18 protein-coding genes are annotated in these 22,564 nt (G+C 63.2%); 10 read left to right on the top strand and 8 right to left on the bottom strand.

Features of this window, described 5'->3' with window-relative positions; translation table 11 throughout:
* The first annotated feature begins 8 nt into the window (after positions 1-8).
* Together RIG82_07885 and RIG82_07880 are read left to right on the top strand one after the other, a co-directional pair.
* A complete protein-coding gene (locus tag RIG82_07885) occupies positions 9-758 on the top strand; it encodes a ThuA domain-containing protein (GenBank protein MEQ9460856.1) in 750 nt (249 codons plus the stop codon).
* 129 nt (positions 759-887) lie between these two features.
* Positions 888-2,309: an MATE family efflux transporter gene (locus RIG82_07880; protein ID MEQ9460855.1), complete on the top strand. Its 1,422-nt coding sequence runs from the start codon at positions 888-890 to the stop codon at positions 2,307-2,309.
* 66 nt (positions 2,310-2,375) lie between these two features.
* Here RIG82_07880 and RIG82_07875 read toward each other — a convergent pair whose 3' ends face one another.
* Positions 2,376-2,801 (bottom strand): hypothetical protein, encoded by a 426-nt coding sequence (locus RIG82_07875; protein ID MEQ9460854.1) that lies wholly within the window; start codon positions 2,799-2,801, stop codon positions 2,376-2,378.
* 133 nt (positions 2,802-2,934) lie between these two features.
* Here RIG82_07875 and folP point away from each other — a divergent pair, with 133 nt between their 5' ends.
* Positions 2,935-3,819, top strand: a complete 885-nt coding sequence (gene folP, locus RIG82_07870) for a dihydropteroate synthase (protein ID MEQ9460853.1) — start codon at positions 2,935-2,937, stop codon at positions 3,817-3,819.
* 388 nt (positions 3,820-4,207) lie between these two features.
* Positions 4,208-4,453: a flagellar biosynthesis anti-sigma factor FlgM gene (locus RIG82_07865; GenBank protein MEQ9460852.1), complete on the top strand. Its 246-nt coding sequence runs from the start codon at positions 4,208-4,210 to the stop codon at positions 4,451-4,453.
* Positions 4,454-4,546: 93 nt separating this feature from the next.
* On the opposite strand, the gene ribD is transcribed toward RIG82_07865, so the two are convergent.
* Positions 4,547-5,596, bottom strand: coding sequence for a bifunctional diaminohydroxyphosphoribosylaminopyrimidine deaminase/5-amino-6-(5-phosphoribosylamino)uracil reductase RibD (gene ribD, locus RIG82_07860; protein ID MEQ9460851.1), 1,050 nt, complete (start codon positions 5,594-5,596; stop codon positions 4,547-4,549).
* Positions 5,597-5,656: 60 nt separating this feature from the next.
* Here ribD and RIG82_07855 point away from each other — a divergent pair, with 60 nt between their 5' ends.
* The 4 genes from RIG82_07855 (at position 5,657) to RIG82_07840 (ending at position 9,860) form a co-directional block, all read left to right on the top strand.
* Positions 5,657-6,661, top strand: coding sequence for a hypothetical protein (locus tag RIG82_07855; GenBank protein MEQ9460850.1), 1,005 nt, complete (start codon positions 5,657-5,659; stop codon positions 6,659-6,661).
* Positions 6,654-7,787: an anhydro-N-acetylmuramic acid kinase gene (locus RIG82_07850; GenBank protein ID MEQ9460849.1), complete on the top strand. Its 1,134-nt coding sequence runs from the start codon at positions 6,654-6,656 to the stop codon at positions 7,785-7,787. The genes RIG82_07855 and RIG82_07850 overlap by 8 nt, the downstream gene beginning before the upstream one ends.
* 94 nt (positions 7,788-7,881) lie before the next feature.
* A complete protein-coding gene (murQ, locus tag RIG82_07845; GenBank protein ID MEQ9460848.1) occupies positions 7,882-8,832 on the top strand; it encodes an N-acetylmuramic acid 6-phosphate etherase in 951 nt (316 codons plus the stop codon).
* A gap of 329 nt (positions 8,833-9,161) precedes the next feature.
* Positions 9,162-9,860, top strand: a complete 699-nt coding sequence (locus RIG82_07840) for a hypothetical protein (protein ID MEQ9460847.1) — start codon at positions 9,162-9,164, stop codon at positions 9,858-9,860.
* A gap of 191 nt (positions 9,861-10,051) precedes the next feature.
* On the opposite strand, the gene RIG82_07835 is transcribed toward RIG82_07840, so the two are convergent.
* The 5 genes from RIG82_07835 to RIG82_07815 all read right to left on the bottom strand — a co-directional run bounded on the left by RIG82_07835 (position 10,052) and on the right by RIG82_07815 (position 19,130).
* A complete protein-coding gene (locus RIG82_07835) occupies positions 10,052-12,982 on the bottom strand; it encodes a S8 family serine peptidase (protein MEQ9460846.1) in 2,931 nt (976 codons plus the stop codon).
* Between the two features lie 181 nt (positions 12,983-13,163).
* Entirely contained in the window at positions 13,164-14,273 is a 1,110-nt protein-coding gene (gene meaB / locus RIG82_07830) for a methylmalonyl Co-A mutase-associated GTPase MeaB (protein ID MEQ9460845.1), read from the bottom strand.
* A gap of 211 nt (positions 14,274-14,484) precedes the next feature.
* Complete coding sequence (locus RIG82_07825; GenBank protein ID MEQ9460844.1) at positions 14,485-14,769, bottom strand: hypothetical protein; 285 nt, start codon at positions 14,767-14,769, stop codon at positions 14,485-14,487.
* Between the two features lie 9 nt (positions 14,770-14,778).
* Positions 14,779-16,977: a methylmalonyl-CoA mutase gene (gene scpA / locus RIG82_07820; protein MEQ9460843.1), complete on the bottom strand. Its 2,199-nt coding sequence runs from the start codon at positions 16,975-16,977 to the stop codon at positions 14,779-14,781.
* Positions 16,974-19,130 (bottom strand): methylmalonyl-CoA mutase family protein, encoded by a 2,157-nt coding sequence (locus RIG82_07815; GenBank protein ID MEQ9460842.1) that lies wholly within the window; start codon positions 19,128-19,130, stop codon positions 16,974-16,976. The genes scpA and RIG82_07815 overlap by 4 nt, the downstream gene beginning before the upstream one ends.
* A gap of 176 nt (positions 19,131-19,306) precedes the next feature.
* On the opposite strand from RIG82_07815, the gene RIG82_07810 reads away from it, so the two are divergent.
* Both RIG82_07810 and RIG82_07805 read left to right on the top strand, forming a co-directional pair.
* Positions 19,307-20,506 (top strand): SO_0444 family Cu/Zn efflux transporter, encoded by a 1,200-nt coding sequence (locus RIG82_07810; GenBank protein MEQ9460841.1) that lies wholly within the window; start codon positions 19,307-19,309, stop codon positions 20,504-20,506.
* Positions 20,507-20,532: 26 nt separating this feature from the next.
* A complete protein-coding gene (locus tag RIG82_07805) occupies positions 20,533-21,189 on the top strand; it encodes a hypothetical protein (protein MEQ9460840.1) in 657 nt (218 codons plus the stop codon).
* Here the strand turns inward: RIG82_07805 and RIG82_07800 are convergent, their stop codons facing one another.
* The gene (locus tag RIG82_07800; GenBank protein MEQ9460839.1) at positions 21,190-22,410 is read right to left on the bottom strand and encodes a putative sugar nucleotidyl transferase; all 1,221 of its coding nucleotides are present in this window, start codon (positions 22,408-22,410) and stop codon (positions 21,190-21,192) included.
* Positions 22,411-22,564 lie beyond the last annotated feature (154 nt).

Here is a 22,564-nt window from a genome sequence, read left to right as displayed (position 1 = left end):
GTTGAACGATGGGTACGGCGATCCGGGTGACGGTGTGGCATGAGTATCGGCACGAGAAGGAGAACGAGGTGGTGCGGGCGTGTTATCCGGAGGGGATGCATGTGGTGATGCGCGAGGCGATCGAGGAGCAGTTGGGGGGTGATGTGGCGGTGCGGACGGCGACGCTGGATGAGCCGGAGCACGGGCTGACGGCGGCGGTGCTGGCGGACACGGATGTGCTGACGTGGTGGGGTCACAAGGCGCACGGCGAGGTGTCGGACGAGATTGTGGAGCGGGTGCATCAAAGGGTGCTGGAGGGGATGGGGCTAATCGTGCTGCACTCGGGGCACTACGCGAAGGTTTTCCAGAAGCTGATGGGGACGACGTGCAGTCTCAAGTGGCGTGAGGTGGGTGAGCGGGAGCGGCTGTGGGTGGTGAATCCGGGGCATCCGATCACCGATGGGCTGGGGGATCACTTTGAGGTCCCGCAGGCGGAGATGTACGGGGAGCTGTTTGATGTTCCGACGCCGGATGAGCTGGTGTTGATCAGTTGGTTTGAGGGGGGCGAGGTGTTCCGGTCGGGGTGCACGTGGCGGCGGGGGAAGGGGAAGGTGTTTTACTTCCGGCCGGGGCACGAGACGTATCCGATCTACCGGCAGGCGGAGGTGCGGAAGGTGCTGGGCAACGCGGTGCGGTGGGCTGCGCCTGCAAAGGGGAGTCCTTACACGCTGGACGCGAAGAATATGAAGGAGCCGTTGAGCCCGATCGGCAAGGGGTAAGGCGAAGGGCGTGCGTTAGGGGGCCGATGGTTGAAGGGGCTAGAGTGTCGGCTTGGGGCACGCACCTGGAGGTGCGTGGTCCCTCTGTACGGTTGGTTGTCGGCTGCCTGTGGGTAGCGGGAGTGTGTTGTGAGTCGAGGGCCTGCGGCAGCGTCGGCGGGGGGTATTCCGCAGGAGGGTCCGCGAGCGTTGTCGGGGAGATTGGCGGGGTTGTCGCTGCCGAGGCAGGTGTGGTTGCTGTCGATCTGGCCGTTGCTGGAGCAGTACCTGAACTTTCTGGTGGGGACGGTGGACATCATTCTGGCTGCGGACCTGGAGCCGGAGTCGCTGGCGGTGTCGGCGACGGATGCGCTGGGGATCGCGGGTTATGTGATGTGGCTGATGGGGATGGTGATGGGGGCGGTGGGGATCGGTGCGGCGGCGTTGGTCTCGCGGGCGGTGGGGGCGGGGCGCTATCGGTTGGCGAACGCGGCGACGGGTCAGGCGGTGTTGCTGGCGGTGACGCTGGGGGTGGTGGTGATGGGGGCGTTGGTGGCGCTGTCGGGATCGATCGCGGACCTGGCGGGGCTGGATGAGGCGTCGCGGCCGTTGGCGGTGCGGTATCTGCAGATCGTGGCGTTGTCGGCGGTGGGGAACGCGGTGCTGTTTATTGGTGCGGCGTGTTTGCGGGCGGCAGGCGATGCGCGTACGCCGTTTCGGATCATGGTGGCTGTGAACATCATCAATGTGGTGACGTCGATCCTGTTTGTGCGGGGTCCCGAGCCGATCGGCGGCTGGGGCGTGTCGGGGATTGCGGCGGGGACAGCGGTGGCGTGGCTGGTGGGCGGGGTGTTGACGGTGGTGGTCCTGGTGCGCGGAGAGTCAGGGGTGCGGCTGATGCCAATGTGGTTGCGACCGCACTGGCACACGATGAAGCGGATCGTTCGGGTGGGGGTCCCGCAGCTGCTCGAGTCGCTGGGGATCTGGGCGGGGAACTTTGCGGTGCTGGCGCTGGTGGGTCGGTTTGCGGGGGATGGTTTGATCGGCGCGCACATGATCGCGATCCGGATTGAGTCGATCAGCTTTCTCGGCGGTTTTGCCGTGGCTCAGGCGGCGGCGACTCTGGTGGGTCAGTATCTGGGGGCGCGGGACCCGAGGCGGGCGACGCTGGCGGCGTTGTCGTGCACGGGGATCGGCATTGGGCTCATGTCGTTGTTCGGGTTGAGCTTCGTGTTGTTGCCGGTGTGGTGGGTGGGATGGTTTTCGGATGTTCCGGCGCATCTGACGGTGACGCCTGAGTTGTTGTGGATATGTGGTTGGGCGCAGCCGTTGTTTGCGGTGTCGATTGTGTTGTCGTCGGCGCTGAGGGGTGCGGGTGATACCAAGGCGACGATGTGGCTGAGCTTCGTGAGTCTGTTTGGGATTCGGTTGCCTTTGGTGCTGTTTTTTGGGTGGTATCTGGAGTTGGGGTTGGTGGGGGTGTGGTACGGGTTATGTCTGGAGTGGGTTTTCAGGGCGTCCTTGTTTGCGGCGCGGTTCTGGCAGGGCGGTTGGACGCGGATGGTCGTGTGAGCGCATGAAAACGGGCCGGCCCCACGGTGGAGCCGACCCGTTACGGAAGGAATCGAGTTGATGGGATCAGGCCGCGGTCGAGTCGTGCTGGTTGAACTCGAAGATCGCGCCGACGCGGTAGGTGGCGCGAAGGACTTTGGTGCAGTAGACGATGCGGAGGGGTAGCAGCAGGGGGTCGCCGGCGACTCGGGAGAGGTCGGCCCAGAGTTTGATGTTGGCGGGGAGTTCGGTCTCGGTGAGGATGCCCAGCCCCATGGGCGAGGCGTCGGTGAGCCATCCGGGGTAGAGGGACCGGAAGTGTTTGGGGTTGGGGATGGCGTCGGGGTCATCGGGCCCGGAGAGGACGCCTAGCTCGACGGGCGCGGAGATCCCGCGGCGGATATCGGAGCGATTGAGCTGTCCCATCTGGCGTTCCTGGTCGTCGATGCGGTCCAGGAGGACGTCGAGACGGTTGGCGAAGGTCACCTCGATCGGGAAGTGGAGTGTGCTCATGGCGAAGCTATCGGACGTAGCGTGAGTGGCATGAGGTTGGGGTCGTGGGGTGGACGCTTTTTGCGGTGAGTGGGCGTTGTGACCGTTGTGATCGCGCCAGACGGAACCGCCGGGGTGGGCATAGACTGGCATGATGCTTTGGAAGCTACCTGGTAATCGGGTGTGGGGACTGGGGCGGGGCGATCGGCCCCGTGTGATGGGGGTGCTGAATGTGACGCCCGACAGCTTTTCGGATGGAGGGGTCTTGGGATCGGTGGAGGCAGCGGTCGAGGCGGGGGTGCGGATGGCGTGGGCCGGGGCCGCGGTGCTGGATGTGGGGGGCGAATCGACGCGGCCCGGGGCCGAGCGTGTAGGAGAGGCGGAGCAGCGCCAGCGGGTGGTGCCTGTGGTCGAGGGGCTGGTGGCGGCGTTGTCGGAAGCAGGGCTGGTGGCGGTGGTTTCGGTGGACACGACGCTTGGGGGCGTGGCAGAGGCGGCGCTGGATGCCGGGGCGGTGATTGTGAACGACGTATCGGGCGGGCTGGAGGATGCGGGGATGCTGGGCTTGTGTGCGGAGCGAGGGTGCGGGGTGATCTTGATGCATATGCGGGGGTCGCCCGGCACGATGCAGGATGACCCGGTGTACGGGGATGTGGTGGCGGAGGTGGGAGCGTATTTGAGCGAGCGGGTTGAGGCGGCGTTGGCTGCGGGCGTGAATCGAGAGGCGGTCGTGGTGGACCCGGGTTTTGGATTTGGGAAGACGCTGGAGCATAATGTGGCGTTGTTTCGGGCGTTGGGTTTGTGGTGTGGAGAGGGCGCCGGGTTGGTCGGCGGGCGGCCATTGATGGTGGGGGTGAGTCGCAAGCGGATGATCGCGGCGTTGTCGCCCGGGACCGGGGAGGGGGCAGGAGATCGGCTGGGGGGGACGGTCGCGATGACCGGTCTGGCGGTGCGGACGGGGGTGCGGTTGATCCGCGTTCACGACGTTCGGGAGAATCTTCAGGCGGCGGAGGTGGCGTGGGGACTGTCGGACGCTTGATGGGTTTTTTTCTCAACCCCGCAGACCGAACAAAGACCGATCATTCTTGTGTTGCTAGGTCTTGTTGGATACAGGATTTAGGGTTGAAGTGTGGAAAAGTGAAGGGGATTCTGCCAGTGCTGGCGGGGGTTGAATTACCGGACGAAGAGGTGGATTTATTTCTATAAGCCAAAACTATCACGGCGGTTATCCCAACTAAACGGGTTGGGTGCTGTTGTTCAAGGCGGGAGGATGAGATGGGCGATAGTTCTTGTGTGAACCAGCCTCCGGCTTCGAGCCGGCCGGATAACCTGGAGCGTTTCCAGTTATCCGGACTTGGGCCCAAGGGCCTGTGCATAAGGAGTGTTGTGCCATGTCAGATATCGCACCGATTAGAGGAAGCCATGCTATGGCTCCCCTTGCGAGCAAGGGGCGACCGCAGGCTGATGCTGCGGACCCGGTGCGTCGCGGAACGGATCAGGCGGAAATTTCGCCTGCCGCTCAGTTGCTGGGCAAGTTGGCGGACCTGCCGCCACGGTTCGGCTTGATTGCTGAGATCCGCGAGCAGATCGCTGATGGGACCTACGAGAATGACCAGCGACTCGATGGCGCGGTGGACGCGTTGATCGACGATGCGAACGAGGGTCTGGTCTGATTCGAGTCCCGCAGACGCACCGAAGCATGGATGCTGAAACTTCAAACCCCTGGCGTTAGAGCCGGGGGTTTTGTTGTTGAGGGGGCAGGGGCTTTAGCGCGAGACGAGGTATTTGAGAAGCAGGTCGCCGTCGAGGTGCTCGGTGTGTTGGAGGTGGAGTGAGGTCGCGTGTTTGATGAGTTGGCGGGGTTTACCGCGGGCGGCGGAGAGGGCGTCGTGGTCGCCAAGCAGTTTGGGGGCGATGAAGACCCAGAGTTCGTCGATGAGTTGGTCGTCGATCATGGAGCCGATGAGCTTGGGCCCGCCTTCGACGAGGACATTGAGGGCGTGGTGTTGCAGGCCGAGGGTTTCGAGGGCGTGTTGGGGGTTGGGAAAGGATTCGACGGGGGGGCCGTTGTCTTGGAGGAGTTTGCTGTGGGGCAGCAGGCGGTGGTTGGGGTCGATGGTGACGCGACGGGCGGTGCGGAGCAGGGGCACATCGCGGGCGGTGAGCTGTGGGTTGTCGGCGATGGCGGTGTTGACGCCAACGATGATGGCATCGACGCGGGCGCGGAGCTGGTGGACGCGGCGGCGGGAGGCCGGGTTCGAGATCCACTGGCTGTCGCCTGTGGCGGTGGCGACTTTGCCGTCGAGGGTCTGGGCCCATTTGGCAATGACCCAGGGGAGGCCGGTGCCGAGGTGTTTGAGCCAGGCGCGGTTGAGTTGTCGGGCTTGCTCCTCGCCGTCGCCGGTGGCGGTGGTGATGTTGGCCTGTTGGAGTTTTCGGAAGCCTCCACCAGAGACTTTGATGTGGGGGTCGGTCATGGCGGCGACGACGCGGGCGACGTTGGCACGGATAAGAGCGTCGGCGCAGGGGGGCTGTTTGCCGACGTGCGAGCAGGGTTCGAGGGTGACGTAGCAGGTGCTGCCGGCGGGGTCGTGCCCTTGACGCTTGGCATCGTTGAGGGCTTCGACCTCGGCGTGGGGCCCGCCAAAGGCGCGGTGCCAGCCTTCGCCGATGCACCGGCCGTGTTTAACGATCACGGCACCGACCATGGGGTTGGGTTCGACTCTGCCAAGGCCGCGGGCGGCGAGCTCAAGGGCCCGGGCCATCCAGGGGGAGGGGGGCTGGGGGGCGTGAGCATGCGATTCCGCGGGAGGCATGGTGGTGATGATACGATGTGGTGCTGTTGTGATGAGACCTTGATTAGGAAGGAACGACTGATGAAGCGTGCGATGTTGTGGGTTGTTGGGATCGTTGGGGCGTTGTTGGTGCTGGTGGTGCTGGGGGTCACGATTCTGGCGGTCAACATTGATGGTGCGCTCAAGCACGCGATTGAGTACGGGGGGACATATGCGCTGGGTGTGGAGACGACGATTGATGACGCGGACCTGGAGATCTTCAATGGTCGGCTGACGCTGACGAATCTGAAGGTGGCGAACCCGGAGGGTTTTTCGGACAAGCCGTTCATGCTGCTTAAGAACGCTCAGGTGCAGGTGCTGGTGGGTTCGCTGATGTCCGACCTGGTTGAGGTGCCGCTGGTGACGATTGATGGTTTTGATGTGAGTCTTGAGGTTCGCGAGAACAAGAACAACTACGACGTGATCCTGGCGAGTCTGGAACGGTTTTCTTCGGGTGAGACCGCGGAGCCAGCCGAGCCATCGACGACGGTGCTGGCGGTGGATCGGATCTCGATCAAGAACGTGCGAGCCGATGCGGACGTGAAGCTAGGCGGGAGTCAGCAGAAATCGGTGACAGTGAAACTTGAGCCGATTGAGTTGAGCAACTTCCGTTCGGATGGGGATCAGGGCCCGATGATGGCGCAGCTGACCTCGGTGATCACCCGCGCGATTCTTGGTGCGGTGGCGCGGCATGGCGTCGAGCTGCTGCCCTCGGCGGCGTTGGGGCAGCTGCAGAATGGCTTGTCGTCGGTGAACAAGCTGTCGAAGATTAGTATTAATCAGCTTACGACGATGGGTTCGGGTGCGGCGGGTGCTGTGAAGCAGGTGGGGGGTGCCGCCGGTGACGCCGTGAAGGGTGCCGCGGGCGCGGCGACAGGCGCAGTGCAGGGCGCGGCTGGTACGGCGACCGATGCGGCGAAGAAGGTGACGGGAGAGGCCGGGAATCAACTGAAGAAGATTGGCAGTGGCGTGGGAGGGTTGCTGGGCGGGAAGAAGGAAGAGGAGAAGGTTGAGGAGCAGGCGGAGGAGCCGCCGGCGGATGAGTGATGCGCCGGTTCGGTGGTGTGTGGGGTGTATGACGGGCACGAGTCTGGACGGGCTTGATGCGGCGTTGGTGCGCGTGGAGGGTGAGGGGCTGTCGATGTCGGCGGAGGTGGTGGGGCATCATGCGGAGCGGCTGCCGGAGGGGCTGGCGGGGACGCTGCGATCGTTGGCGGAGGGGACGGCGCATCCGGCGGCGGATTTTTTGCGTGCGGGTCGGGAAGTGGGCGGGTTGTATGCGCGCGGGGTAGCGGCGCTGCTGGAGCGGTGTGGGGCGGGGGTGGAGGTTGATCTGGTGGCGGCGCACGGTCAGACGGTGTGGCATATCGGGGAGGAGCATCTGTCGTGGCAGTTGTTTGATCCCTGGCCGCTGGTGCGAGAAGTCGGGGCGCCGGTGGTGTTTGACCTGCGGCAGGCGGACCTGATCGCGGGGGGGCAGGGGGCGCCGATTACGCCGATTGCGGACCCGATTCTTTACGGGCGGGATCGGCGGTTGGCGGTGGTGAATCTGGGGGGCGTGTGCAACTACACGGTGTCGCTGCCAGCAGAGGGCGGGGGGTTTCCCGAGGTGGTGGCGGGGGACCTTTGTCCGTGCAATCTGATGCTGGATGGGTTGGCGCGGGCGCTGCTGGGTCGGCCGTATGACAAGGATGGTGAGGTGGGGTCGACGGGGCGGGTGGATGATGGGTTGGTGGGTCTGATCGAAGCGGCGGTGGGTGATTCGCCGAGGACGCTGGGGCGGGAGCAGTTTGGTCAGGCGTGGGTGGATGGTTTGATCGCGAAGCGGCCGGAGGTGGGGGCGGGGGACTGGCTGGCGTCGGCGGCGGGGTATGTGGGACGGAAGCTGGCGGGGGCGATTGATGGGTATGGGGTGGAGCGTGCGGTGCTGGCGGGGGGCGGGAGTCTGAATCCTGCCCTGGTTGCCCAGATTGCCGGTGCGAGTGGTCAGGCGGGGGTGTGGATGACGTCTGAAGCGGCTGGAATCGCGGGTGAGGCGCGTGAGGCGGCGTGTTTTGCGGTTTTAGGGGCCTTGTCGGCGGATGGAGTGCCGATCACGCTTGAGGGCGTGACCGGCGCTCAAAATCCGGGTGTGGCGGGCAGTTGGGCTTGGCCATCGTCGATTACGGGTTAGAATGTGAATAAGTATGTAATATCCATAAGACCCGCTGCCCCTGTTTTGGGGTACAGGGGTTTTTGAAGTTCGTGATTGATCGGGAAGGATCGCTGTGGCCTCGACGCTCCCCAAGCTGCAACCGTCAGAAGATCGTGGGCACCTGCTGACTGAGCAGCGGCTGGAGGCGGCGGCGCGTCTGGATACGTTGTCGACGTCGGGGGTGCTGGAGGTGATTAACGATCAGGACGCGACGGTGGCGTTGGCGGTGCGGGCGGCGATCCCGCAGATCACGCGGCTGGTGGACCGGGTGGTGGAGGGTCATAAGCGGGGTGGTTCGCTGGTGTACTCGGGCGCGGGGACGTCGGGTCGGCTGGGGGTGCTGGATGCTTCGGAGTGCCCGCCTACGTTTCACTGTGATCCGAACGATGTGATCGGGATCATGTGTGGGGGCGATACGGCGTTGCGGGTGGCGGTGGAGGGTGCGGAGGATGATCCGGACGAGATTGTGGCGCACTTTGATCGGATTGGTCTGGACGAGAACGACACGTTTGTGGGGATAGCTGCGGGGGGGACGACGCCTTATGTGTGGGGTGCTATTGAGCACGCGAAGGCGCGGGGCGCGGCGACGGGTCTGGTGGCGTGTGTGTCGATGGATTCGCTGCCGAGTGAGTTGGCGATGGACAAGTTGGACTTTCCGGTGGAGCTGCTGGTGGGTCCTGAGGTGGTGACGGGGTCGACGCGGATGAAGGCGGGGACGGCGACGAAGCTGGCGTTGAACATGATCACGACGGCGGCGATGGTGCGGCTGGGGAAGGTTTGGGGGAACCTGATGATTGATCTGCAGATCAAGAACTCGAAGCTGGTGGATCGTGCGATCCGGATTATTCGGGGACAGAACCCGACGCTAACGCGGGACCGGGCGCTCGAGATTCTTCATGCGGCGCATGGTCGGGTGAAGCTGGCGTTGGTGATGGCGGGTCGTGATCTGGATGCGGATAAGGCTCAGCAGCTGCTTGAGGAGAATGCGGGTCAGGTGCGGCCGTTGCTGGGTGATCCGGAGTAGTGATTTGGGGAGCGGGTTGTGCGCATGGGTTGTTGTGCGCATGGCGGGGGTGGTTTGGGGTTGTGGTGGAGTGGTGACGCCTTGTGGCGGGGTGTGGGTGGGGATTTCGTGGTGGTTGTGGCGGTTTGGGCGGGGTTTTGAGGTGCTGTTTGGGGGTGTTTTGTGGTCGTGAGAGGGCGTTGAAGGGCGTGAATCGGCGTTGAAACGACGTGGATGGGGGGTTAACGGCGTTGCTTTGTGCGCGCGCGCCGTCGTTGTGCGCACGGCTCATTGAGTGCTACGATTTAATCTGTTCTGTGTGATGGGCTTAGTGTGTCGAGGTTGGTGTGATGTCTTTATCGATTGAGAAATACCGAGAGGAGCATGGTGATGAGGGGGGTGGGTTGTGTCCGCATTGTCTGGCGGCTGTGGGGCGGTTTGATCATTTTTGTCCGGAGTGTGCGCGGCCGATTACGGCGCATGCTTCGACGGGGCCGTTGGAGCAGGTGTATGCGGCGGGAAGTGCTTATCGGGGGGCGGTGGACGGGTCGCCGAGGTTCGTGGTGGTGCTGGGGTTGTGGCTGGTTTTTGCGCCGGGGATTGTGGTGTCGTGTTTGATGACGTTGGCGGCGGCGGGGGCGTTGATGGCTTGGATGGAGTCGGCGGGTGGTGATTCGAGGTTTCATGGTGAGCCGTTGATCGTGACGCGGCATGTGACGCTTGATGCGGTGGCGACGATTGGTGCGCCGCTGCTGGGGCTGGCGGTGGTGGCGTTGCAGGTGATCATTTTGTGGAAGGTGACGGGGCGTTATGTTGCTTCGCGGGCTGATCTCGCGGTCGTCGAGGACCCGGAGGTGGAGGATGATGTGCTGGCGAAGGAGGCGCTAAGTTATCTGTCGGAGGAAGAGGAGGCGGCGATTGAGCGGGTGGAGGAGCCGGTGGCGAGGCGGATGGACCCGTTGATTGCGTTGGGGTTGATCGTGTTGATTGTGGGGTTGGTGGTGGTGTCGCTGGCGTTGATTGGTCCGGAGTTTTTTCCGGCTGGGTAGCGAGCGAAGCTCGCTAGAGAGTTGAGGGGAGAGAGTAGAGAGTGGGGGGGGGTGAGGTTGACTGATCTGTGGGCACGCCTGGGCGTGAGCACAGCTACCCATCGTTATTCATTTGTTGAATGAGGGTCTTGGTGTTGTCGGGTTTCGGGGATCCGGGGGCCAGCTTTGCTGGACCCCGGCCACCCATCGACTTAGGCATATTTTCGTTGGTTGAGGGCTAGGAGTGAGAGGGTGAGGAGGGTGGTGGTGGGTTCGGGGATGGTGGTGGTGACCTGGAACCAGCCGATGCCGTCGACGTCGGGTGAGAAGAGGCGGTCGCCGTCGACGTCGATGACGAAGTTGAACTCGAGGACCTGGTTGTTGACGAGGGCGGCGAGTGACTCGGCGGCGGGGTTGAGGGTGGGGATGCCGTTGAGGGCGTCGCTGATGTCCTGCCAGAACTGAGGGTCGGCGATCTGTGCGGGGGTGAGGTTGCCGTCCGTATCAACGAGTCCGGAGGTGGCTTCTTGCCAGTTGTTGAGGCTCAGGAGTGAGTCCATGCCGGGGATGAGGCCCTGGAACCAGTCGGTATCGGTGTAAGTGTCATCGGGGACATCGCGGAGTTCGGCGCCCCAGAAGACGTTGTAGGTTGCGCCGGAGGCGTAGGTATAGTCGAGGTTGTCATCGAGGATGTGGAGAAGGTCTTCGCCGGCGGCGAGCTGTTCGAGGCTGAAGGTGGGTTTCATGAAGATGCCGGAGTTGGCTTCGACGGGTAGGAGGTCGCCGAGGACGGGGATGTCGGCATCGGGTTCGGTAACGTGGCTGGAGAAGGCCCATGGTGTGATTCCGCCTACGGCGGCGGGGTTGGAGTTGACTTCGATGGCGATGGCGAAGCCTTCGGTGTTGGCGCTGCGGTTCCAGACGTCGACGGCCCAGAAGCCGTTTCGTGCGATGCGTTTGTCGTTGAAGAGTTCGACGTTGTCGTGGGCGCTGACGGACTGGAACTCTTTGACCCAGGCTTCTTTGGTGTTGGCTCGGTTGTAGAGGAACATGTTGAGGTTGTTGAGAGCCTGGACGTTGAAGGTGTCGGTGTCTTCGATGTTGAGGTCGCCATCGGCGCTGGCGGTTTGTCGGTGCCATGTGATGGTGGCGCGGACTTTGTCGCCTCGGACGATTCCTTTTTTGAACTGGTAGCTGGCGATTTCGCCTTTGTTTGCGGCTTTATCGACGACCTGCCAGTCCCAGAGTTTGTTGGTGACGCCTATGACGGTGGCCTGGTGGGTGGTGGAGGGGTCTTCGGCGGCTTTGGCTTCGTTGGGGACGAGGTTGAGGAGGGCGCGGTCGAGGTCGATCATTCCGGCGCCGAGCTGGTCGTCGAGTGGTCGGGTGACGGAGTCGCCGGTTGGGTTGCCTTGTGCCCATGGTGAGCCGTCACGGTGGAGGACGGTTCGGTCGGCGGCGTTCATGAGGATGGCTTTGACGACCTGTGGTCTGGAGCGGTCGCCGTTGAGGTTTCCGTCGAGTTTGTTGGCGAGTTCGAGCATGATGGCGACCCCGCCGGCGACGTGAGGTGCGGCGAAGCTGGTGCCGGTGATGGCGGCCCCGGCGCTGACACCGGGTCGGTTGAAGTCGTCGACGCCGAAGAAGTTGCGTGCGTAGTCGTCTTGTCCGTTGGCACCGTCGATGTCGGCGATGGCGGTGGTGAGGATGAAGGTTCCGGGTGCGACGAGGTCGGGTTTGGTGCGAGGGCTGTTGGTGGGAAAGTTGGTGGTGCCGAAGCTGCTGTAGTAGGCGCGTGCTTTGAAGTCGTAGTCGAGTGCTCCGACGGTGATGACGTTGTATCCGCCGTTGTTCCCGGTGATGGTTCCTGCGACGTCGGCGATACCGGCGTTGGCTCGTCCGGCTTCTCCGGCGTCGGGTCGAGAGACGTCGCCGGTGTTACCGGCGGAGACGACGCCTATGACGCGTTTTTTGTCGGCGAGCCAGTCGTAGAAGCGGGCGGGGGGGCTGTTGCCGTCGTTGATGTCGAGCCCGCGGTCGGGGACATCGGAGACGCCGAAGCTGGCGTTGAAGACGTTGATGCCTTGGGTATCGACGAGGTAGTCGAAGGCGCGGAGGCGTTGGACGAGTGAGTCGTTGGAGCCTTGGGCGAGAGAGGCGGAGGAGAAGAGGGTGGCGCCGTTGGCGACGCCGGCTTTGGCTGAGTCGGCGTTTCTAGCGACCATGATGCCTGCGACGGCGTGTGCGTGTTCGTCGCGGTATCCGGCGTTGGTGCTGTTGGGGTGGATGGTGAGGACGCGGTTGGGTGCGGTGGCTTTGAGGTCTTTGTGGTTGGCGCTGGGGACGCCGAGTTCGATCTGTCCGATCTTGATGCCGGTGCCATTTAGGTTTGCGCCGGTTGCGGTGAGGATGGCGTTGGCTCTGGCGGCGGCGACGCCAATGGCGTCTCGTGAGTTGGGTAGTCCTCGTGGTGCGGTGACGAGTGTGGCGAAGATGCCGCGGTCCTGGAGGGTGATGCCAGCGCCGGTGGACTGGAAGAAGTCGAGAGCGTTGGTGACGGCGGGCATGGCGGCGGCGGTGTCGGCGGAGAGGGTGGTTTCCTGGAGGACGCGGTAGTTGTTGGCATTGATGTTGCCGAGTGGCTGGATGGCGTAGAGGCTTTTGGTGCCGGTGGTGGTGATGGCGGCGGGGTTGAAGTCGAAGATATTGACTGCGGGGTTGAAGACGCCGGCTGCTTCGGGGATGACACGGGCGCGGTAGCTGAAGCTGGTGTTGCCGGCGGCGTTTTTGGCGATGTCGCCGTAGTAGCCGTAGACGAGCCAGGCGTCGACCTGAGCGCCGGCGAGTCCGCTGATTTTGTAGTCGACGGCGAGGTCAAGTCGGACCTGTCCCATTTCGACGGCGGGTCCGCCTTCGACGCTGAGGAAGTCGTTGATGAGTCCGCTGTTGAAGGCTTTGGATCCTGGGGTGTCGCCGGGCCCAGCGGGGGGCGGGATGGTGGGGTCGCCGAGTGGGTTGGTGGCGTTGACAAAGGTGGCGTTGAGGAACTGTTGGGTGACGTCCTGGGCGTTGGCGTAGGTGGCGGCGACCAGCAGTGGGGCGCTGAGCGCCAGGAGGGCGCGAGTGGTCGGGCGGATCATCATGTGTTCCCTCTTCCTCGTTGTGGCTCCGAATCGCTTGTTCTTCTTATGGGTGTACTGACAGCCTTACAGATCGAGGATAACCCGGGGGTGCGGTGTGACCAAGGAATTTTATGTTGTGAAGGATAACCCTGTGGTGCATCACGGCTGGCGTGTTCTGCGGAAGCGTGGTCGGGTTAAGGGGTTAGCTGTTGTTGTCGGGTGAAGCGTGTTGGTGGAGGAACTGGTCGAGGACGGTGCGGGCGGCGGCGGTGGGGGCGCGTTGTCCGGAGGTCACTTCGTTTTCCATTTGTTGGATGAGGGGTTGTGTGTGTTGGTCATATTTGAGGGTGGTGAGGAGTTGGTCTTCAATGAGGGACCACATCCATCGGAGGGCTTGTTTGCGGCGGCGTTTTTCGAGGGTGCCGGAGTTGCGGAGGTCGTGGATTCGGGTGGTGACGGTTTGCCAGACTTCGGTGAGGTTGTCACCGGTGCGTGCGGAGCAGGTGAGGACGGGGACTTGCCAGTTGTTGTCTTTTCGTGGCATGACGTGCATGGCGCGCTTGAGGTCGGCGGCGGCGTGTTGGGCTGCGGTGATGTTGTCGGCGTCGGCTTTGTTGACGGCGATGATGTCGGTGACTTCGAGGAGCCCGCGTTTGATGCCCTGGAGTTCGTCGCCGGCGTTGGGGAGCATGAGGGCGAGGAAGCAGTCGGTCATTTCGGCGACGACGGTTTCGGATTGTCCGACGCCTACGGTTTCGACGAGGACGATGTCGTAGCCGGCGGCTTCGACGAGGAGTAGGGTTTCGCGGGTTTTTTTGGCGACTCCGCCCAGGGTTCCTGCGGAGGGCGAGGGTCGGATGAAGGCGTTGGGGTGTGTGGCGAGTTTGGCCATGCGTGTTTTGTCGCCGAGGATCGATCCGCCTGTGATGGATGATGAGGGGTCAACGGCGAGGACGGCGACGCGGTGGTTGTCGTCGGCGAGTGTGACGCCCAGGCGTTCGATGAAGGTTGATTTGCCGACGCCTGGGACACCGGTGATGCCGACGCGTAGGGCGTTGCCGGTTTGGGGCATGAGTTGGGTGACGAGTTGTTCGGCTTGTCGTTGGTGCTGGGGTTTGTGAGATTCGGCAAGGGTGATGGCGCGGCCGAGGATGGCGCGGTCGCCGGCGGTGATGCCTTTGGCGAGTTGGTCGTTAGAGAGTTGTCGGCGGCGCGGGAGGGGTTTAGCGGCGGCGTCGTCCGCATTGGCGGGGTTGACCGAGAGGTGAGAGCGGTCGGGGGGGAGGTCGGATTGGTGGTCAAGGTTGGGCATCAGAGCTGTCGTTCCGCTCTTTAAACCAGGGAAAGCCGTACACAGAAGGAGGTTGTGTACTGTTCTCCACAACATAGCGTTGCGCAACTGCGTGCCAACTCTGGTCCAGACCAGATCGTGTCAGGCTGTAATGTCGGGGAAGCCGCATGTCCGCATCATCCGGCTTTTTGCGTGTGATCATCAAATAGGCCCGATGCTCAGGTTCATCCGATCACGTGTAGAGCACAAAGTAGTTCAGAGGAAAGCGATGACAGTAAGAGGGACCGTCAACCCTGCCCGTGCTATAGCCTTCTCGCCAGCCGCCAATCACGTTGACTGCTGGTTCATCTGGGAGTTGGCGGATGACAGAGCCTGGCAGATCATCTGCCTCTAATCGCTCCGGCTGATGAATGACAAAGCCGTTGCCTTCGCCCATGAAACCCGACATACAAAGAAATCGGCAGCCTGAGAGTAACAGGCACAGACAGAAGACTAAAAGCAGCGTCAGCCGTGTCATGGCTTTAATCTACGTCTCCACGCCTTGGTTTTGTTCTTCGAGTTTTTTGAGGACTTCCAGGGCGGCGTCGGGGATGTTGGTTCCTGGGCCGAAGATGGCGGTTGCGCCGGCGTTGTAGAGGGCGGGGTAGTCCTGGGGTGGGATGACGCCGCCTACGACGATCATGATGTCTTCGCGGCCGAGTTTGGTGAGTTCGTTGCGGAGTGCGGGGACGAGGGTGAGGTGTCCGGCGGCGAGGGAGGAGACGGCGACGATGTGGACGTCGTTTTCGACGGCTTGTCGGGCGGTTTCTTCGGGGGTCTGGAAGAGGGGTCCGATGTCGACGTCGAAGCCGAAGTCGGCGTAGGCGGTGGCGACGACTTTCTGTCCGCGGTCGTGGCCGTCCTGTCCCATTTTGGCGATGAGGATGCGGGGTCGGCGGCCTTCTTCGTGTTCGAAGGCGTCGACGCGGAGTCGGATCTGGGTGAGTTTGCCCTGGTGTCCTTCGGCGTTGCCGGCTTCGGATGCGTAGACGCCACGGATGGAGTGGATGGCGGCTTCGTGGCGGCCGTAGATTTTTTCGAGGGCGTCGGAGATTTCGCCGACGGTGGCCTGGGCTCTTGCGGCGTCGACGGCGATTTCGAGGAGGTTGCCTTCGTTGCGTTCGGCGGCGGTGGTGAGGGCTTTGAGTTTTTCGAGGACGAGCGCGTTGTCGCGGGTGGCGCGGAGTTCTTTGAGTGAGGCGATCTGTTGTTCGCGGACGGAGGTGTTGTCGACTTTGAGGACGTCGATCTGTTCGGGGCGGTCGAGTTTGTATTTGTTGACGCCTACGACGGTTTGCTGGCCGGAGTCGATGCGTGCCTGGGTTCGTGCGGAGGCTTCTTCAATGCGCATCTTGGGGATACCGGCGTCGATGGCTTTGGCCATTCCGCCGTATTGATCGACTTCGACGAGGTGTTGCCAGGCGCGGTGGGCGAGTTCGTGGGTGAGTCGTTCGACGTAGAAGGACCCGCCCCAGGGGTCGACGGTTTTGCAGGTATCGGTTTCCTGCTGGAGGAAGAGTTGGGTGTTGCGGGCGATGCGAGCGGAGAAGTCGGTGGGAAGTGCGAGGGCTTCGTCGAGTGCGTTGGTGTGGAGGGACTGGGTGTGTCCCTGGGTGGAGGCCATGGCTTCGATGCAGGTTCGGATGACGTTGTTGTAGACATCCTGGGCGGTGAGTGACCAGCCGGAGGTCTGTGAGTGGGTGCGGAGTGACATGCTCTTGGGGTTTTGTGGGTCGAAGGTTTTGACGAGTTTGGCCCAGAGGAGTCGAGCGGCGCGCATCTTGGCGACTTCCATAAAGAAGTTCATGCCGATGGCCCAGAAGAAGGAGAGTCTTGGGGCGAAGGCGTCGACGGAGAGTCCTGAGGCGGTGCCGGTGCGGAGGTATTCGAGTCCGTCTGCGAGTGTGTAAGCGAGTTCGAGGTCGCAGGTGGCTCCGGCTTCCTGCATGTGGTATCCGGAGATGGAGATGGAGTTGAAGCGTGGCATGCGTTTGGCGGTGTAGGAGAAGATGTCGCCGATGATTCGCATGGAGTGCTCGGGTGGGTAGATGTAGGTGTTTCGGACCATGAACTCTTTGAGGATGTCGTTCTGGATGGTTCCGGCGAGTTGTTCGGGTGAGACGCCTTGTTCTTCGGCGGCGACGATGTAGAGGGCCATGACGGGCAGGACGGCGCCGTTCATGGTCATGGAGACGGACATTTTGTCGAGTGGGATGCTGTCGAAGAGGGTGCGCATGTCGCGGATGGAGTCGATGGCGACGCCTGCCATGCCGACGTCGCCGAGGACGCGGGGGTTGTCGGAGTCGTATCCGCGGTGGGTGGCGAGGTCGAAGGCGATGGAGAGGCCTTTTTGTCCGGCCTGGAGGTTTCGTTTGTAGAAGGCGTTGGATTCTTCGGCGGTGGAGAATCCGGCGTATTGGCGGACGGTCCAGGGCCTCATGACGTACATGGTGGAATAGGGCCCGCGGAGGTAGGGCGGGAGTCCGGGCATGGTGTGGAGGTGTTGGAGTCCGTCGAGGTCGGCTGGGGTGTAGAGGGGTTTGACGGGGATCTGTTCTGCGGTGTTCCAGAGGAACTCGGCGGGTGGTCTGCCGAGGTGTTTGGTGGCGTGTTGTTCCCAGGCGCTCGCGGAGGCGCGGGCGGCGTTGGATTGGAGGGGGATGTCTTTGAAGTTGGGGATGGTCATTGGAGGACGCCTTCCTCGGAGAGCAGCTCACGGAGGGTGTTGAGCACATCGCATTTGATGAAGATGAAGCGGTCGACGCCGGCGTGTCGGTAGTCGGCTTCGGCGTCGCCGGGTGCGCCGGCGAGGATGATGGTTCGGGCGCCGGCGGCTTTGAGTCGCTGGGCGAAGGCGGGCACGGCGGCGGGGTAGATCTTGTCGGAGGAGCAGAGCACGGCGACGGAGGCCGCGGAGTTGACGAGGGCTTCGACGGCGTGGTCGCCGGCGGTGGTCATCTCGTCATCGGTTTTCCAGAGCAGGGGTTTGGAGGGGACGACCTCGTAGCCGCCGGCTTCGAAGAAGTTGGTGGTGTAGCCAGCTCGTGCGTTGTGGTGGGCGACGGGTCCGAGGTTGGCCAGGAAGACGCGGGGGCGTTTGCCAGTCATGGCGAGGAAGCGGTCGGAGGCGTCGCGGAGTTCTTCGAAGGGTGCGGCGTAGGGGTGGGGTGCGACGGCGCGGACGGAGGCGGGGTCACCGGCCTGCATCGGGCCTGCGATCTGGGGGAGGGTGGCGCCGGCTTTGGCGAGTTGGGTGGCGGTGTCGATGCGGTCGGGTCCTGGTTGTGCGAGGCGTTTGATTTCGGAGGCGGCGTTATCGGGTAGGGGTTTTTCGCCGTAGCGTGTTTTGGCTTCGCGGCGGAGCTGGTTGAGGTCGATGGGTTCGCGGGGGACTTGTTTTTCGCGGAGGTTGGGGAACTCGGAGACGCCTGTGATGGCGTCTTTTCGTCTGGCGATGTTGGCGAGGCGTGGGGCGAAGGCGGAGTCGATCTGGTCCTGGATCCAACCGGAGGTGAGGGCTTTGATCATGCCGCCTTGGGCTTCGATCTGCTGGAAGAAGTGCCAGGCTTTTTCGGTGAGGTCATCGGTGACGGATTCGACGAACCATGACCCGCCTGCGGGGTCGACGACGCGGCCGAGATGAGCTTCTTCGCCAAGGATTATCTGGGTGTTTCGCGCGATGCGATGTCCGAACTCGTCGGAGGGTCCGGTGGCTGCGTCGTAGGGTTCGGTGGTGATGATGGGTGCTCCGCCGACGATGGCGGCGAAGGAGGTGGCGGTGTTGCGGAGCATGTTGACCCAGGGGTCTCGCTGGGTGAGGACGCGTTTAGAGGTTCGTGCGTGGATGAGCATGGCGGTGCCGGCTTCGGGCGAAGTGTCGGCGTTGGCTGCTTCGAGGACGCGGGCCCAGAGTCGTCGGGCGGCGCGTAGTTTGGCGATGGCGAGGAAGAAGTTGGTGCCGAGTCCGATGGAGAAGAGGAGTTGTTTGGCGGCGGCGTTGATGTCGAGGCCGGCGTCGGTGAGGGTTCGGAGGTAGGTGACGGCAGTGCCCATAGAGAGGCCGAGGTCCTGGGCGGCGGTGGCGCCGGCGTGGTGGTAGGGGGCGGTGCCGACGCGGACGGAGCGGACCATGGGGTAGCGTTTGGAAGTCCAGACGGCGAGGTCGGCCATTTGTGTGAGGGTGTTGTCGAGGGAGGAGGGGAGTTCGCCATCGCGGGCGAGGACGGCGAGGGGGTCGGCGTTGAAGGCCCCGCGGGCTTTGTCGGGTGCGATGTTTTTGTTGTCCCAGCAGGCGGCGAGGAGGGCGGAGGCGGGGAGGAAGGCAGAACCGGCTTCGAGCGCGATGGCGATCATGTTGACGTGGACACCGGCGAGGAGGGCTTCGAGGTCGGCGAGGGAGTAGACCATGAGGCCGTCGCGGCCGAGGTGGTCGGGGTCGGTGGCGTTGTCGGGGCCTTGTCCGCGTCTGGCAGCGACGTCGAGTCGGAGTTGCAGGGAGGTGACGCCTTTTTCGAGGTCATCGAGGATGAGGCTGTTGGCGGTTTCGAGGTCGGGGTGGTCGTGCTGCTGTCGGATGTCCCATCCGCAGGCAGCGCTGCCGACGGGAGAGGACCCGCGGGTGAAGGGGGCGAGTCCTGGGAAGTCGGCGGGTTGCTGGGCAGCGGGCCAGTCGGACTCGACGTAGACGGGTTTGAGGTCGATGCCTTCGTAGGTGTGGGTGATGAGTTTTTTCTCGAAGGGGGCCCCGGCGAGGTCTTTTTCGACCAAGGCTTGCCAAGTGGCGTGATCGACGGCGGGGAAGTCATCGGAGAGGGAGAGTTCGGTGGCGAGACGGGTCATCGCTGGTCCTCGAGTGTGGAGGGATGGGCGTGCGAGGGCGGTGGGGTCACGGTCGTGATCGGCCTCTCGTGGCGGTGCGCGTAGTATAGATGATAAAAGACTCTTTTGAAAGCCCTTTGGCGTGTGTTTGTCCGGGCTGACTCGCTTTTTGAGAATGGCTTGCAACAATAGTAATCATGAGTTGGATGACCTTGTTTCTCGAGAATTTACTTGATCTGTCGCTGGAGGCGGCTCCGTGGCTGGCGCTGGGTCTGGTGGCGGCGGGGATGTTGAAGGGATTGATGCCGGTGGGGGCGTTGTCGCGGCTTGTGGGGAGGCCTGGGGTGTGGTCGGTGGTGCGGGGGGCGTTTATTGGGGTTCCGTTGCCGTTGTGTTCGTGCGGGGTGATACCTGCGGCGTTGGGATTGCGTCGGGAGGGTGCGTCGAAGGGTGCGACGGTGTCGTTTCTGGTGGCTACGCCTCAGACGGGTGTGGATTCGCTGGCGGTGTCTTACGCGATGCTGGGGCCGATGCTGACGATCGCGCGGCCGATCGCCTCGGTGATCACGGCGATCGCGGGCGGGTTAGCCGCAGAGTTCATCGACCCCCCCCCGCAGAAAGCGCGCGCGAACAAGGGGGCGCGTGAAGAGGGGCCGGGGTCTTGTTGTGGTGAGATGCCGGTGGAGGTGAAAGAGTGTTGCGGGGGGAATGGGGGGACGTCTGTGTCGTTGGCGGTGATGAATGGTCCGGTGGCGGAGTTGGTGCCTGCGGCCGAGGAGGCGACTTGTTGTTCGTCGGGGGGGGGGGATGGGTTGGGGGGGGCGTGGTGGAAGCGTGCGTGGGCGGGTCAGGTGTATGCGTGGACGCGGTTGCTGGATGACATGGCGTTGTGGTTGGTGATTGGGTTGGTGATTGCGGCGGTTGTGGTGACGACGTTTCCGCCTTCGGCGTTGGCGTCGATCGGGTCGGGGTTGCCGGCGATGGTTGCGATGGTGTTGCTTGGGATCCCGATGTACATCTGTGCGACGGCGTCGACGCCTGTGGCTGCGAGTCTGCTGGTGGCGGGGGTGTCGCCTGGGACGGTGTTGGTGTTTTTGTTAGCGGGTCCGGCGACGAATGCGGGGACGGTGGCGCTGATACGGCGTGAGTTGGGGACGGCGTCGACGGCGGCGTATCTGGGGGCGATCATTGTGGTGTCGATCGTGTCGGGTTTGGTGACGGATTGGGTGCTGGGTGCGGCGGGGTGGACGGCTCCGGAGGCGGTGCATGTTCATGGTGGGTCGGTGGGGTTGGTGATCGGTTGGGTGACGCTGGTGATGTTGGTGGGGCTGGGGTGTCGTAAGCTGGTGCCGGCGTTTGGTGCGTCAGGATCGACGAGTCACCCCGCGAAAGCTTGAATGCCGACGCGATAAGCGGGCCTGCTATGCCACTTCAAGCTCTTGATTTGCCGTTGGGTGATCCTGATTTGTGTGATCGGGCTTCGTCGTTGATTGGTGAGGCGTTGGACGAGCGTATTCCGCGGTGGATACATGATCGTCGGGACAGTCCGATTCCTGGGTTTGTGCCGGCGGATTATCCGCTGGTGTATCAGGCGTTGGCGGCGGTGGAGCAGCATGGGTTGGCGCCGGGGAGGCGGTTTCTGGAGTGGGGTTCTGGTTTTGGGGTGGTGACGGCGATGGCTTCGCTGTTGGGGTATGACGCGTTTGGTGTGGAGGTGGAGCCGGACCTGGTGGATCAGGCGGAGATGCTGGTGGAGGATCACGGGATTGCCGCGACGTTTGCGCGGGGGTCGTATCTGCCGGAGGATGCGGACAAGATCGCGGATCAGATCAATGACATGTCGTGGCTGGAGACGGATCGGCCGGATGGTTACGACGAGCTGGGATTAGAGATTGATGATTTTGATGTGATTTATGTTTATCCGTGGCCTGGCGAGGAGCCGGTGGCGGAGGCGTGTTTTGAGCGGTTTGCGGCGACGGGGGCGTTGCTGCTGACGTACCGGACAGACGATCGGTTGTGGTTGCATCGGAAGGTGAAGGGTGAGCGGAAGAAGAGGGGTGTGGGTTCGAGGCGGAGGTGATCAGGCTCCGGCGAGTTCTCGGAGGAGATCGACTTCGGGTTCGAGCAGGGGGTGATCGCGGCGGGCCATGATGGTGCCGGCGGTGTCGAGGAACTTGTCGAAGTCGTAGTGTTCCCGGCCCTCATCGGTGTAGAAGCCGAAGGGCTCGGCGAACTTGGGGGCGAAGCCAGAGAGGGCGAGCATGCAGCCGGTGGAGATGCAGGATCCGGTGAGGAGTCGTGTGCCGATGGCGGTTCGGACGAAGTCGCCGATGATGGGTCCGAGGAATGGCATGCCGGTGTCTTCGGCAGGGTCATCGGGGTTGAGTTTCATGCGGACGGGGGTGTAGGTGTTTTTGAGGTTTGAGACGGTGGTGCCGGCGCCGAGGTTGCACCATTGGCCTACGAGGGTGTGTCCCATGTAGCCGTGGTGGGCTTTGTTGCTCCAGGCCTGGATGATGGAGTTGGATATCTCGCCAGCGACTTTGCAGAAGGGCCCGACGGAGACGTTGGGTCGGAGGTAGGTTTGGGCGGCGACAACGGTGTGGCGGCCGATGTAGACGGGGCCTTCGATGGAGCAGAGGGGACCGATGGCGGCGCCGTCGTCGATGACGATGGCGCCGTGGGAGGTGTCGAGGACGGTGTTGGGTGCGATGGTGGCGCGTTGTCCGAGTTTGATGGGGTGGTCACCGAGTGCGGAGACGCCTGGGCAGCGATCGTTGAGGGCGTGGGGGGTGAAGGTTGAGAGTTCGATGGCGTTGAGGTCGAAGGCGATGGCCTTGGGGAGGTCTTCAAAGATTTCCCAGGGTCGTTCGAGGAGCATGTCCTGTTCGGAATGGATGGTTTCGACGCCTGTGTGGGGGTCGGAGGTTTCGAGCATTTTTCCGGCGTCGATCCATGAGACGTGGGCGGCGACGAGTTGGCCATCGGGTTCGACGAGGACTTGTCCGGGTTCGAGGGCAAGGATGAGTTCGGGTTGGCGGATGGCGTTCCATCGTCCGTTGACGATGAGCCAGTCGCCGTCGTCGAGGCCGGCGTTGACGGGTGCGGGGTAGCGTGGGGCGGAGACGGCCTGGTAGCGTGAGGGCATCCAGAGTGCATCGACGGGTCGTTTGAGCTGGCGTTCGATGCGTTGGCGGATTTCGAGCGCGCCGGTTCGTGTGGCGAAGATGGCTCTGCGATGGCGGAGTGGCCCGAAGCTGCCGCGGTCATCGTCGAAGATGAGCAGACGCGTGGTGTCCATAGGGCCTTTTGTACCCGGGAACGGGGTGTGAGGCGGGAAATCGGGGGCGGTCCGTTGCATCTGATTAACCGTGCGCTTACCTTGGTCGCTGCGCCCCTATGAGGTTTCGGGGCCTCTTGTGGCCGGTCGTTTTGGGTCGACAAACAGGGGAAGA

Source organism: Phycisphaeraceae bacterium (assembly GCA_040222855.1).
In the GTDB taxonomy this organism is placed as follows: domain Bacteria; phylum Planctomycetota; class Phycisphaerae; order Phycisphaerales; family Phycisphaeraceae; genus Mucisphaera.
This window is presented reverse-complemented; position numbering and strand designations above follow the sequence as displayed.

What these genes read in the sequence shown, in the direction of transcription:
- folP (MEQ9460853.1), top strand. Translation starts at nt 2,935, where the DNA reads ATGCTTTGGAAGCTACCTGGTAATCGGGTGTGGGGACTGGGGCGGGGC.
- RIG82_07840 (MEQ9460847.1), top strand. Translation starts at nt 9,162, where the DNA reads ATGTCTTTATCGATTGAGAAATACCGAGAGGAGCATGGTGATGAGGGG.
- RIG82_07825 (MEQ9460844.1), bottom strand. Translation starts at nt 14,769, where the DNA reads ATGACACGGCTGACGCTGCTTTTAGTCTTCTGTCTGTGCCTGTTACTC.
- scpA (MEQ9460843.1), bottom strand. Translation starts at nt 16,977, where the DNA reads ATGACCATCCCCAACTTCAAAGACATCCCCCTCCAATCCAACGCCGCC.
- RIG82_07865 (MEQ9460852.1), top strand. Translation starts at nt 4,208, where the DNA reads ATGGCTCCCCTTGCGAGCAAGGGGCGACCGCAGGCTGATGCTGCGGAC.
- RIG82_07800 (MEQ9460839.1), bottom strand. Translation starts at nt 22,410, where the DNA reads ATGGACACCACGCGTCTGCTCATCTTCGACGATGACCGCGGCAGCTTC.
- RIG82_07875 (MEQ9460854.1), bottom strand. Translation starts at nt 2,801, where the DNA reads ATGAGCACACTCCACTTCCCGATCGAGGTGACCTTCGCCAACCGTCTC.
- meaB (MEQ9460845.1), bottom strand. Translation starts at nt 14,273, where the DNA reads ATGCCCAACCTTGACCACCAATCCGACCTCCCCCCCGACCGCTCTCAC.
- RIG82_07805 (MEQ9460840.1), top strand. Translation starts at nt 20,533, where the DNA reads ATGCCACTTCAAGCTCTTGATTTGCCGTTGGGTGATCCTGATTTGTGT.
- ribD (MEQ9460851.1), bottom strand. Translation starts at nt 5,596, where the DNA reads ATGCCTCCCGCGGAATCGCATGCTCACGCCCCCCAGCCCCCCTCCCCC.
- RIG82_07850 (MEQ9460849.1), top strand. Translation starts at nt 6,654, where the DNA reads ATGAGTGATGCGCCGGTTCGGTGGTGTGTGGGGTGTATGACGGGCACG.
- RIG82_07885 (MEQ9460856.1), top strand. Translation starts at nt 9, where the DNA reads ATGGGTACGGCGATCCGGGTGACGGTGTGGCATGAGTATCGGCACGAG.
- RIG82_07835 (MEQ9460846.1), bottom strand. Translation starts at nt 12,982, where the DNA reads ATGATGATCCGCCCGACCACTCGCGCCCTCCTGGCGCTCAGCGCCCCA.
- RIG82_07815 (MEQ9460842.1), bottom strand. Translation starts at nt 19,130, where the DNA reads ATGACCCGTCTCGCCACCGAACTCTCCCTCTCCGATGACTTCCCCGCC.
- RIG82_07810 (MEQ9460841.1), top strand. Translation starts at nt 19,307, where the DNA reads ATGAGTTGGATGACCTTGTTTCTCGAGAATTTACTTGATCTGTCGCTG.
- RIG82_07855 (MEQ9460850.1), top strand. Translation starts at nt 5,657, where the DNA reads ATGAAGCGTGCGATGTTGTGGGTTGTTGGGATCGTTGGGGCGTTGTTG.